Raw genomic sequence first — 13088 nt, forward strand, 5'->3', positions numbered from 1 at the left:
GTATCTCCTTATCCAACCGAGGATAAGGTCCGCAGAGCGGACCCTACGATGGTCAATTGATCCGGGAGATTCGGTATGATTCGAGGGGAAAGCGAGCGATCATGAGCCGGGATGAGCGAGTGGCGATCGTCGGGATGGGGGGGATCTTCCCCCGATCGCCCGACCTGGGCCGATTCTGGGCGAATGTCGAGGAGGGCGTCGCGGCGATCGGGGAGATCCCGGCCGGTCGGTGGCTCCTGGACCCGGCCGACGCCTACGACCCCCGGGTCGCCCTGCCGGATCACGTCTACTCGACGCGCGGAGGGTTCGTCGAAGGGTTTCAGCTCAACCCCGAGGGGCTGGATCTCGACCCCTCGCTGATCGATCGGCTCGACCCGATGTTCCACCTGGCCCTGCACGCCGGCCGGGCCGCCTGGCAGGACGCGGCGACCTCGGACCTGGACCGTTCCCGGGTTGGCGTGGTCTTCGGCAATATCGTCCTGCCGACCAATTCGACCTCCGCCATCGCCCGGTCGACGCTGGGCCGGACGTTCGAAGAGCGATTGGGCTTCGAGCCCGGGCCCGTCGAACCGTTCGAGCCGTTGAACACCCGAGCGGCCGGGCTCCCCGCCGGGTTGCTGGCCCGGGCACTCGGCCTGGGGGGCGGGGCTTATACCCTGGATGCGGCCTGCGCCTCGTCGCTCTACGCGCTCAAGCTGGCCTGCGACGAGTTGCTCTCGGGCCGGGCCGACGCGATGCTGACGGGGGGACTCTCGCGACCCGACCCGCTCTATACGCAGATGGGGTTCTCGCAACTCCGGGCCCTCTCGCCGACCGGCACGGCGTCCCCGTTCGGGGAGGCGGCCGACGGGCTGGTGGTGGGCGATGGGGCGGGGATGTTCGTCCTTAAGCGTCTGGGCGACGCGATCCGCCAGGGGGACGCGATCCACGGGGTCATCGCCGGGATCGGCCTTTCCAATGATGTGGATGGCGGGCTGCTTGCCCCGAATTCGGAGGGGCAACTCCGGGCGATGCGGGCCGCCTACACCCGCGCGGGCTGGGACCCTCGCGAGGTCGACCTGATCGAGTGCCACGCGACCGGTACCCCGGTGGGGGACGCCGTCGAGTTCGCCAGCCTTCGGGCCCTCTGGGGCGAGTCGGGCTGGGATCGCGGCCAGTGCGTGATTGGCTCGGTCAAGTCCAACCTCGGCCACGCGCTGACGGCGGCGGGAGCGGCGGGCCTGCTCAAGGTCTTGCTGGCCCTCCGACACGACGTCCTGCCGCCCACCGCCGGATTCGACCGCCCCGCGCCCGGCCTGGATCTGGACCAAACTCCCTTCCGAATCCTGGGCGAGGCCGAAACATGGCGTTCGAGAGGCGAGGGAAAGCCCCGCAAGGTCGCGATCAGCGGGTTCGGGTTCGGCGGCATTAATGCCCACGTCCTGATTGAAGAATACGTGATTCCGACAGGAGTTCCTGGTTCCGGTCGAGCCACGGCCCCCTCTCCCCCGGAACATCCCCCCCTGGCCGAGCCGATCGCCATCGTCGGCCTCGCCGCGCACTTCGGGCCGTTCGAGGGACTCCGGGCGGTCCAGGAGCGGGTCCTCGGCGGATCGATCGAAGGAACGCCGGTCGGGCCTCGCGACTGGTGGGGGGCCGAATCGTCGGGTTGGTGGGATGAACATCAAACGCTTTCCTCTCCTCAAGCTTATCGAATCGAAGACATCGTCCTGCCGACCGACCGCTTCCGGATCCCCCCTCGCGAGTTGGAGGAGATGCTCCCCCAGCAGTCGCTCCTGCTCCGGCTGGCCTCCGAGGCGATCCTCGACGCGGGCTGGGATGACCGAACTCGACTCCGCTGCGGATGCTTCATCGGGCTCGGGCTCGACCCCAACACCTCGAACTTCCACGTCCGCTGGTCGCTCCTCAATCGGGCCCGCGAGTGGAATGATCGGCTGGGCCTGGGGCTCGCGGGCGAGGCGTTCGATCGTTGGGTCCTGGAGCTTCGCGAGGCGTTCGGCCCGGCGCTCTCGGCGAACCGGACGATGGGGGCCCTCGGGAGCATCGTCGCCAGCCGGGTAGCCCGCGAGTTCCGACTGGGCGGTCCTAGCTTCACGGTCTCGGCCGAGGAGGCGTCGGGCCTCCGGGCGCTCGATGTCGCGTGCGGGTTCCTCCGCCGAGGGGAGCTGGACGAGGCCCTGGTCGGGGCGGTCGACCTGCCGGGAGACCTCCGGAGCAGCCTGGCCGAGGCGTCGATCCACCCCTCGACGGTCCTCGGCGATGGCGCGGGGGTCGCGGTCCTGAAGCGGCTCGATGACGCCGTCCGCGACGGCGACCGGATCTACGCGATCGTCCGGGGGGTGGGCGTGGCCACCGGGAATCTCGACCCCGACCGCAACGCCTACCTGGCCTCGGCCGCTCGGGCCTTCGCCGAGTCCCAGGTCGATCCGTCGAGGGTCGGCCTGTTCCTGGCGGGCGGGTCCGGCTCCGGAGTCGATCGGGTCGAGGCCGACGCCCTGGGGCTGATCGCGGCCGGACGATCCGATCCTCCCGCGCTCGCCTCGGCCCCTGGCGATGTCGGATTCGCCGGATCGGCCTCGGGATTCGCCTCGCTGGTCAAGGCAGTCCTGTGCTTGCATCAGCAGATCTTGCCCCCCTTGCGTGACGGGGAAGCCCCCCCTTCGACGATCGCCCCGCGAGGTCCGCAGTCCTGGCTCCGCGACCGATTCGAAGGGCCTCGGCGGGCTCTGGTCGCCAGTTTCGGGGTCGATGGGAACGTGGCCCACGCGGTCCTGGAAGCCCACGAACCCTCGGGCTTGCTCGAACCCCAGCCGATCGGCCCTCGCCCTTCGGCCCTGTTCGTCATCGAGGCGGACGAGCCATCCGGGCTCCTCCGGGGACTGGGCGAGCTGGAGACATCCGCGAGATCCTGGGGCGGGCCGATCGAAAGGCTGGCCCGCGACTGGTGGCGGGCCCACCCCTCCGACCCGGCCCGGAAACTCGCGGTGACTTTGGTCGCCGATGGGGTCGGAGCGCTCCGGGAACGTCTGGAACTGGCCCGCCGGAAGGTGGACGGGTCGACCGACCCACGAGGTCGGCTGACGGATGGGGTGGCGTATTCTCCCGAGCCGCTCGGTCCGGGCTCGGGCCTGGCCTTCGTCTTCCCCGGGATGGGGAACCATTTCGACGGGATGGGTCGCGAGCTTTCGGCGCACTGGCCCGAGATCCTCCGGGTTCAGGATCGCGAGAACGGGCTGCTCCGGAGCCAGATGGCCGAGGGGACCTACTGGAACAACTCCCCGCCGGCCGAGTTCAAAGACCATCGGGCCTCGATCTTCGGGCAGGTCTCCTTCGGGACGTTCGTGACGGATCTCCTCCGATCGTTCGGCGTGGCCCCCGACGCGGCCATCGGCTACAGCCTGGGCGAGACGACCGCCCTGTTCTCGCTCCACGCCTGGACCGACCGCGACGAGATGTTCCGTCGGTTCGACGCCTCGCCCTTGTTCCGGACCGACCTGGCCGGGCCTTGCCAGGCCGCGCGACTCTCCTGGAAGCTCCCCGACGATGAGCCGGTCGACTGGATCGCCGGGATCCTCCAGCGCCCCGCCGAGGTGGTCCGAGAGGCGATCGGGGCGATCCCCCGGGCCTACCTCCTGATCGTCAATACCGACTCCCAGGTCGTGGTCGGAGGCCAGGGCGACTCCATCCGCCAGCTGGTCGAGGTGGTCGGAGGGCGGTTCCACCCGCTCCCGCTGGTCAGCACCGTGCATTGCGAGATCGTCCGCGAGGTCGAGCAGGCCTACCACGACCTCCACCTCCTGAGGACCACGCCCCCGGCGCAGGTCCGGTTCTACAGCGGGTCGAGCGGCGAGTCCTACGAGCTCGATCGCGAGTCGGCCGCCGACTCGATCCTGGCCCACGCCCTCCACGGAGTCGACTTCCCCAAAGTGATCCGAGGGGCTTACGACGACGGGATCCGGACCTTCGTCGAGGTCGGCCCGGGCGGCTCCTGCACGCGGATGATCGGCGAGATCCTGGCGGGCCAGCCCCACCTGGCCCTCGCCGCCACCCCGAGCGACCGCGACCCGGTGGCCGACCTCCTCGCGGCTCTGGGACGCCTGATCGCCGAGCGATACCCGGTCGACCTCGCCGCCCTCTACGGGCAAGGCGTCGAGAAAAACGAACCCAAAGGCCGGACGATCCGCGTCGAGGTCGGGGGCCGCCCCTTCGATCCCCCCCCGATCCCGAGTCCGCCCTCGGTGGCTTCGTTCGGCCAGGATGACCCTCCCGAAGTGGCTTCGTTCGACGAGCCTGAGCCCGCCGGAATGGCTTCGTTCGGGGATTCCCACTCGACCGAAATGGCTTCGTTCCGTCCCTTCCACCCGGCCGAAGTGGCTTCGTTCGGTCCCGTCCTCCAGGCCCTCCGGGAGCCCACTCCGGTGCCGACCACCGCACGCCCCGCCCCCCCGACAATTTCTAACCCGTTGCTGAATCAGGTCTTCGCCACCGAGACCGCCAGGGCCGGGGCTCACGAGGCGTTCCTCCGGACCTCGGAGGCGATCGGCCAGTCGATGGCCCGCCAGATGGCCTTGCAGTTGGAGCTGATCGAACGGATGGCCTCGGGCGGGAATGGGTTCGTTCCGGCCCCCGAGTTCGACCGAAGCCATTTCGACCCGATCGTGATCGAGGCCCTCGAGCCGCCCGCCTCGGAATTCCCGGGTGTTCACTTTTCCGAAGCGTCCACTCCCCAGGGTCCACCCCCCGCGCTCGATCGCCGGGCGTGTCTGGAGTTCGCCGTCGGCCGGATCGGCGACGTCCTCGGCCCCGACTTCGCCGCGATCGACGCCAATCCGACCCGGGTCCGGCTGCCCGACGAGCCCTTGATGCTGGTCGACCGGATCCTGAACATCGAGGGGACGCCTCGATCCATGACCACCGGCCGGGTCGTCACCGAGCACGACATCTTCCCCGGGGCCTGGTATCTCGACGGCGGGAAGATCCCGACCTGCATCGCCGTCGAGGCCGGGCAGGCGGATCTCTTCCTCTCGGCCTATCTGGGGATCGACTTCGAGACGAAGGGGCTGGCCGTCTACCGGCTCCTGGACGCGGTGGTCACTTTCGACCGCGAGTTGCCCGAACCCGGCCAGGTCATCCATTACGACATCGCCATCGACGGGTTCTTCCGGCAGGGGGACAGCCGCCTCTTCCGGTTCCGGTTCACGGCGACGGTCGACGGCGAACCCTTGATGACGATGAAGGACGGTTGCGCGGGGTTCTTCACCGACCAGGCCCTCGCGGCGGGGCAGGGGATCGTGAAGACCGCCCTCGACCGGAGGCCGATGGTCGGGGTCAAGCCCGACGACTGGTCGCCCCCGGTCCCGATGTCCGAGGAGTCGATGTCGGACGCCCAGGTCGAGGCGCTCCGCCGGGGCGACCTGCCCGGGGCGTTCGGCCCGAGGTTCGAGGGGCTGGCCCTGGCCGATCCGATCCGACTCCCGGGGGGCCTCATGCGGCTGGTCGACCGGGTCCTGGCGATCGAGCCCGAGGGGGGCCGGTTCGGGCTGGGCCTGATCCGCGCCGAGGCCGACATCCGGCCCGAAGACTGGTTCATGACTTGCCACTTCGTCGACGACCGGGTGATGCCCGGCACGCTCATGTTCGAGTGCTGCCTGCACACGCTCCGGATCTTCCTCATGAGGATGGGCTGGATCGGCGAGGCCGGGCAGGTCGCCTGCCAGCCCGTCCCCGGCGTGCCCAGCCGGCTCAAGTGCCGGGGGCAGGTGATCGAGTCGACGAAAAAGGTCACCTATGAAGTCACGATCAAGGAGCTGGGCTACCGGCCCGAGCCCTACGCGATCGTCGACGCCCTGATGTACGCCGACGGCAAGCCGATCGTAGAGATCACGGATATGTCGCTGAGGATGACCGGCCTGGACCGCGAGATGTTGGCTCGGATCTGGGCGAGGTCGGGTTCTGTTTCACCCACTCTCCCCCACGGTGAGGGGCTCCCCGTCTGCCCCACTCTCCCCCCGGGAGAGGGCCGGGGTGAGGGTCATCTTCAAGCGGGTGGTGCAGGGGGAAGGCTTACGGCGAAAACCTGGGGTCGTGCGGGGGACCCTCACCCCAACCCTCTCCCGGGGGGAGAGGGAGGCAGACAGAAGTCACCCCTCTACGACACCTCGAAGATCCTGGCCTTCGCGATCGGCAAGCCTTCCGAGGCGTTCGGCGATCGCTACCGGATCTTCGACGAGGGGCGGATCATCGCGCGGCTTCCGGGTCCGCCTTACCAGTTCCTCGACCGGGTGGTCGAGGTCTCGGGCGAGCCCTGGAAGATGGTCGCCGGGCCTCGGGCGGTGGCCGAGTATGACGTCCCCCCCGACGCCTGGTACTTCGAGGCCGACCGCCAGGACCGGATGCCGTTCGCGGTCCTCCTGGAGACGGCCTTGCAACCTTGCGGCTGGCTGGCGGCCTACGTGGGCTCGGCCCTGACGAGCGACGTGGACCTCTCGTTCCGGAACCTGGGGGGCTCGGCCGTCCAGATCGCCCCGGTTGGGCCGGACATCGGCACCCTGACGACCTCGGCCACCCTGACCAAGGTCTCGAAGTCGGGCGGGATGATCATCCAGCAGTACGACTTCGAGATGACCAGCGAGGGTCGGCCGATCTACCGGGGGGAGACGACCTTCGGATTCTTCAGCAAGGCGTCGCTGGCGAACCAGGTCGGCATCCGAGACGCGGTCCTCTGGTCCGAGCCGGGCGAGGGGCATCCCAAACCGACCCCGTTCCCGAGGGAATCCCCCTTCCCGGATGGGCGATGGGGGATGATCGACCGGGTCGAGGAGTATCATCCCGAGGGCGGTCCGCAGGGGCTTGGCTTCATCCGGGGGACCAAGGATGTGGACCCTTCGGAGTGGTTCTTCAAGGCCCACTTCCACCAGGATCCGGTCTGCCCGGGATCTCTGGGTTTGGAATCCTTCCAGCAACTCCTTAAAGTGGTAGCGGGCCGCCGGTGGGGGGCCAGGCCCGGGGCTCGGTTCGAGTCGACCGGGCTGGGCGACCTCCACCGCTGGACCTATCGCGGCCAGATCCTGCCGACCGACCACCTCGTGACCGTCCGGGCGGTGATCACCGCGATCGATGACGCCCGGCGATGGATCCAGGCCGACGGCTTCCTCGACGTCGACGGCCGGGTCATCTACGGGATGAAAGACTTCACGCTCAGGCAGGATGGTTAGCCGATGAGATATTCGCGAGTCTTCATCGAAGCGATCGGCTACGAGTTGCCGCCCGTCGTCGTCACCTCGGACGAGCTGGAGCATCGGCTCAAGGGGGTCTACGAAGACCTCCGGATCCCCCGAGGCCAGCTCGAAGCCCTGACCGGCATCATCGAGCGTCGCTGGTGGGACCCCGGCTACCCGATCTCCGAGGGGGCCGTGGCGGCGGCCAAGCACGCGCTGCTGGGCTCGTCGGTCCGGCCCAAGGACATCGACGTCCTGATCTACGCGGGCGTCTGCCGCGAGTTGTTCGAGCCCGCCACCGCCTGCCGGGTCGCGGCGAGGGTCGGAGTCAGCACCGACGCGGCGATCTACGACCTGAGCAACGCCTGCCTGGGCGTCCTGAACGGGATGGTCGACATCGCCAACCGGATCGAGCTGGGGCAGATCCGGGCGGGGATGGTGGTATCGTGCGAGACTTCGCGCGAGATCAACGACATCGCCATCGACAAGATGCAGAAGGCCCGGACGATGGACAACTTCAAGGACTCGCTGGCCACCCTGACCGGGGGCTCGGGCGCGGTCGCGGTGATCCTGACCGACGGCTCGTTCACCGGCCCCAAGCGTCGGAGGCTGGTCGGGGGGGTCACGCAGAACGCTCCGCAGTTCCACGCCCTCTGCCGGTGGGGGTTCGAGGCCCTGGGCTCGCTCGCCCCGTCGCAGTTCCACCAGTTCATGGCCACCGACTCGATCGCCGTCCTCAAGCATGGGGTCGAGCTCGGCCACCGGACCTGGAAGGCGTTCCTGCGGAAACTCTCCTGGCGCGAGGAGCAGGTCGACAAGGTGATCTGCCACCAGGTCGGCATCAGCCACCGGCAGACTGTCCTGAACGCCCTGGGGATCGACACCAACAAGGAATACTCGACGTTCGCCCACCTGGGGAACATCGGCACGGTCTCGCTCCCGTTGACCGCCGCCGTGGCCGAGGAACGCGACTTCCTCAAGCCCGGCGACCGGGTCGGGCTGCTCGGGATCGGCAGCGGCCTGAACTGCCTGATGCTCGGGGTGGAGTGGTGAACTGATCGGGTAGGGCAGGGCCGGCCCTGCCAGGAGCCCTCGGCGCGGCGATTCGTCGCGAACAACTCATCAACCGTTCATGATATCGGACCTCCCCATCGCATGAGCCAGGCCCTCGACACCTTCCGCAAGGCCCACCCCGGGCGCGACTTCGACCGCGATGGGCTCCGCCTCCACTACCTCGACGAGGGGGAGGGGGAGCCGGTCGTGATGGTCCACGGCAACCCGTCCTGGTCGTTCTACTACCGGAACCTGGTCGAGGCCCTGAACGGATCTCACCGGACGATCGTCCCCGACCACATCGGCTGCGGGTACTCCGACAAGCCGGACGACTCGCGCTATGATTACACGCTCAAGAGCCGGGTCGACGACCTGGAGGCCCTGCTGGATCACCTGGGGGTCGACCGGGGGATCACGCTGGTCGTCCACGACTGGGGCGGGATGATCGGCATGGCCTACGCCGCCCGGCACCCCGAGCGGATCGCCCGCCTCGTGATCCTGAACACCGGCGCGTTCCCGCTCCCGAAGTCGAAGCCATTCCCCTGGCCGCTCTGGATCTGCCGGAATACCCGGGTCGGAGCCTGGATGGTCCGGGGGGGCAACGCCTTCGCCGGGATCGCCTCGCGGGTCTGCTGCAAGCGGAACCCGATGCCGAAGGATCTCCGAGAAGCCTACGTCGCGCCCTATGACTCGTGGGCGAACCGGATCGCGACCCTCCGATTCGTCCAGGATATCCCCCTGAGCCCGAACGATCAGGGATACGACATCGTCGCGGGGACCGCCGATCGTCTGGGAGAGTTCGCCGAAACTCCCATGATGATCGCCTGGGGCCTGAAGGATTTCGTCTTCGACCGCCACTTCCTCGACGAGTGGACCCGACGCTTCCCCGAGGCCGAAGTCCACCGGTTCGAGGACTGCGGGCACTACATCCTGGAAGACGCGGGAGACCAGATCATCCCGCTGATCCGGGCATTCCTGGCCGCGAACCCGGTGCTCCGGGAGGTCGGATGATCGCCAGAGCGGGACGAAACATCGCCGCCGGCCTGCCCGAGATGGCGCGATCTCGACCCCACGCCCTCGCGGTCCTGGCCCCCGCCGGTCGCGACCGATCGGGCCGGGCGAAGCACGTCCACCGGACGTTCCTCCAGCTCGACCGGGACAGCGACGCGATCGCCTCGGGCCTGAGGTCGATCGGCGTCGGCCGAGGTGTCCGGACGGTCTTGATGGTCAAGCCAAGCCTGGAATTCTTCGCGTTGACCTTCGGGCTGTTCAAGGCGGGGGCGGTCCCGGTCCTGGTCGACCCCGGGCTGGGTGTCAAGAATATCGGCCCGGCGCTGGCGGAGGCAGCCCCCGGGGCGTTCATCGGGATCAAGAAGGCCCAGGCGGCGCGTCAGGCCCTGAAATGGGGCAGGGATTCGATCCGGACGGTCGTGACCGTGGGCGGTCGATGGCCCGGAGGCGGCCTGACCCTCGATCAGGTCATTGAACGCGGACGCGGGACGACTCCCGAACTCGACCCGGTCGACCCCGACGAGACCGCCGCGATCCTGTTCACCAGCGGGAGCACGGGCATCCCCAAAGGCGCGGTCTACACTCACGCGATCTTCGAGAATCAGGTTGCGATGCTCCGCGACCTCTACGAGATCCGGCCCGGCGAGGTCGATCTCTGCACCTTCCCCCTGTTCGCCCTCTTCGGCCCGATCCTGGGGATGACCTGCGTCGTCCCCGAGATGGACGCCACCCGACCCGGCCAGGTGGACCCCTCGAAGATCGTCGAGGCGATCGAGGACTTCGGCGTCACCAACCTGTTCGGCTCGCCCGCCCTGGTCCGCCGGGTCGGCGAGTACGGGGCCTCGAAGCAGCTCTGGCTGCCGACCCTCCGCCGGGTGATCTCGGCCGGGGCACCGGTCCCGGCGCGGGTTCTGGAGACGTTCGCGACCCTCCTCGCACCCGGGACGCAACTCCATACGCCGTATGGGGCCACGGAATCCCTCCCGGTCTGCTCGATCGGCTCGAATGAGATCCTGGGCGAGACCCGGTACTGGACCAACCAGGGCGGCGGCGTCTGCGTCGGCTCGCCGGTCGAGGGGATGCGCGTGGAGATCATCGCGATCTCGGACGAGCCGATCGCGATTTGGTCGGATGACCTGAAGGTCCCCCAGGGAGAGATCGGCGAGGTCACGGTCCGGGGACCGGTCGTCACCCGAAGCTACTTCGGCCGACCCGAGGCCACCGCCCTCTCCAAGATCGAAGAGCCTGCCTCCGGCGGATTCTGGCACCGGATGGGGGATCTCGGCTATCGAGACGCCCGAGGGAGGATCTGGTTCTGCGGCCGGAAGGCGCACCGGGTCCGGACCCCCGACCGGACCTTGTTCACGATCCCGGTCGAGGGGGTCTTCAACACCCACCCGAACGTCGCCCGGACCGCCCTGGTGGGAGTTGGTGAGCCGAACAAGGCCCAGCCGGTCCTCTGCGTCGAAGCCAGGGAGCGGCTCGGCCGCGCGGCCTGGGAACAGCTCCGAGGCGAGCTGATCGAGATTGGTCGAGCTAACGAAATTACCCGAGACATCCACACGTTCCTGCTCCACCCCTCGTTCCCGGTCGACATCCGGCACAACGCCAAGATCTTCCGCGAGAAGCTGGCGAAGTGGGCCGAGGAGCGGATCTCGTGAAGGCCCTCGTGACCGGAGGCGGCGGGTTCCTGGGCGGGGCGATCGTCCGGCGACTGGTCGAGCGGGGCGACTCGGTCCGGAGCTTGGCCCGGGGCGATTACCCGGAGTTGCGCGAGTCCGGCGTCGAGACGATCCGGGGCGACGTCGCCGACCTGGCCAGCGTCCTTCGAGCCGCAGAGGGGGTTGACGTGGTCTTCCACGTCGCGGCCAAGGCCGGGATCTGGGGGCCTCGTGCCGAGTTCGTCCAAGCCAACGTCGAGGGGACCCGGAACGTCCTCGAAGCCTGCCGACGCCACGAGGTCCGCAGGCTGGTCTTCACCAGTTCCCCCAGCGTGGTCCACGGCGGGGGCGACCTCGAAGGCGTGGATGAGTCGACCCCCTATCCCGACCACTACGACGCTATTTATCCCGAGACCAAGGCCGAGGCCGAGCGACTGGTCCTCGGCGCGAATGATGCCAGGCTGGCGACCGTGGCCCTCCGCCCTCACCTGATCTGGGGGCCGGGGGACAACCACCTGATCCCTCGACTGGTCGCGAAGGCGAGGGTCGGTCGGCTCCGGAGGATCGGGACGCGTCCGAATCTGGTAGATTCGATCTACATCGACAATGCCACCGAGGCCCACCTGCTGGCCGCCGACCGCCTGGAGCCCGCTTCGACGATCGGGGGACGGGCCTACTTCCTCTCGCAAGGCGACCCCTGGCCCCTCTGGGACCTGATCAACGGGATCCTCAAGGCCGCCCACATCCCGCCGGTCGAACGCGCCGTCTCGCCCCGAGTCGCCGAGCTGGCCGGTTCGATCCTTGAAGGGGTCTACGGCCTGTTCCGGCTCCCCGGCGAGCCGCCCATGACCCGCTTCCTCGCCCACCAGCTCTCCACCGCCCACTGGTACGACATCGGAGCCGCCCGGCGCGACCTCGGCTATCGACCGACCGTCTCGATCGAGGAAGGGCTCGCCAGGCTCGAAGCCTGGTTCGCGGAGCACCCGCCCGAGTGATCGCGAATCGCCTGAATGAGTGGCTCTTGTAGGGTCCGCTCTGCGGGCCGTATCTCCGGTATCCAACTGAGGATAAGGTCCGCAGAGCGGACCCTACAATGGTCAATTGATACGGGAGATTCGGTATGAGTGCAAACCGCACACCAACGGAATCCGTTAACCTTGAATGAAATCGGCATCCGATCGGGCGATCCTCAAGGCCATTCACCTCGAACGATGGCGGCCTTCGGGATAGAATCGACTGCCCGGCCCCAGCCGCCCGCGACGTCCCGTCTCCCGAAGTCCGAGGCCCCGCTCGATGTGCGAATTGATGGCGATGTCGTTCGATGCCCCGGTCTCGGCCGACTTCTCGATTCGCGAGTTCGGGGCCAGGGGCGAGGAGAATCCCGACGGCTGGGGCCTGGGCTGGTATCCCGATCGGTCGCTCGCGATGATCAAGCAGCCCGTCCGGTGGGGGGCCAGCCGCCTGGCGGGCTTCCTCGAAGCCGCGGGGGAGATTCATGCTCGGATCCTCCTGGCCCACGTCCGGTACAAGACCGTGGGCGACGATCCCAGCCACGCCGACACCCACCCATTCACCCGCGAATGGGGAGGGCGTGATTATGTGTTCGCCCACAACGGCACGCTCGAAGGCCCGGCCTGGCACCTCCCGCTCGGCAATTATCGGCCAGTGGGCGAGACCGACTCCGAGCGGTTCTTCTGCCACCTGCTCGGCGAGATCGCCGGGCGAGGCAAGCCGCTCGACACCCCGGACGACTGGAACTGGCTCCACGAGACCCTGGCCTCGGCGAACCGCTTCGGCAAGCTCAACGTCCTCCTTTCCGACGGCCATCGCCTGTTCATCTACCACGACGTGAATGGCTGGAAGGGGCTGAATTTCCGCAAGATCCGGGTCCGCGAGGGGCATCACCGCTACTTCGGCGATGAGGAGATTTCCATCGAGATCAGCGGCCCGGCCTTGAATCACGGCTTCGTCGTCGCCACCTGCCCGCTCAGCCGGGCCGGTTGGCATAGCTTCCGGCTCGGCGAATTGATCGTCTTCGAGCGAGGCGAGATCGTCTATTCCAGCCATCGCTCGCCACGATCGCCCGAATTCGCGCCGATGGAGGACGGGATGCCGGTGAGGGCGACTGGGACCTAATAGGGTATCC

6 protein-coding genes are annotated in these 13088 nt (G+C 68.3%); all 6 read left to right on the forward strand.

What is annotated here, in order from left to right; all coding sequences use genetic code 11:
• Window positions 1-101 precede the first annotated feature (101 nt).
• The 6 genes from P12x_RS25665 (at window position 102) to P12x_RS25690 (ending at window position 13078) form a co-directional block, all read left to right on the forward strand.
• On the forward strand, window positions 102-7214 hold the full coding sequence (locus P12x_RS25665; protein ID WP_435007871.1) for a beta-ketoacyl synthase N-terminal-like domain-containing protein: 7113 nt from the start codon (window positions 102-104) through the stop codon (window positions 7212-7214).
• Between the two features lie 3 nt (window positions 7215-7217).
• Window positions 7218-8270, forward strand: a complete 1053-nt coding sequence (locus P12x_RS25670) for a 3-oxoacyl-ACP synthase III (RefSeq protein ID WP_435007872.1) — start codon at window positions 7218-7220, stop codon at window positions 8268-8270.
• A 102-nt stretch (window positions 8271-8372) separates the two neighbouring features.
• On the forward strand, window positions 8373-9281 hold the full coding sequence (locus tag P12x_RS25675) for an alpha/beta fold hydrolase (protein WP_435007873.1): 909 nt from the start codon (window positions 8373-8375) through the stop codon (window positions 9279-9281).
• Window positions 9278-10942: a fatty acid CoA ligase family protein gene (locus tag P12x_RS25680; protein WP_435007874.1), complete on the forward strand. Its 1665-nt coding sequence runs from the start codon at window positions 9278-9280 to the stop codon at window positions 10940-10942. Before P12x_RS25675 ends, P12x_RS25680 begins: the two co-directional genes overlap by 4 nt.
• A complete protein-coding gene (locus tag P12x_RS25685; RefSeq protein WP_435007875.1) occupies window positions 10939-11937 on the forward strand; it encodes an NAD-dependent epimerase/dehydratase family protein in 999 nt (332 codons plus the stop codon). The genes P12x_RS25680 and P12x_RS25685 overlap by 4 nt, the downstream gene beginning before the upstream one ends.
• 298 nt (window positions 11938-12235) lie before the next feature.
• Window positions 12236-13078, forward strand: coding sequence for a class II glutamine amidotransferase (locus tag P12x_RS25690; protein ID WP_435007876.1), 843 nt, complete (start codon window positions 12236-12238; stop codon window positions 13076-13078).
• Window positions 13079-13088: the final 10 nt, after the last annotated feature.

The sequence above is a fragment of the Tundrisphaera lichenicola genome (assembly GCF_051175385.1).
Classification (GTDB): Bacteria; Planctomycetota; Planctomycetia; order Isosphaerales; family Isosphaeraceae; genus Tundrisphaera; species Tundrisphaera lichenicola.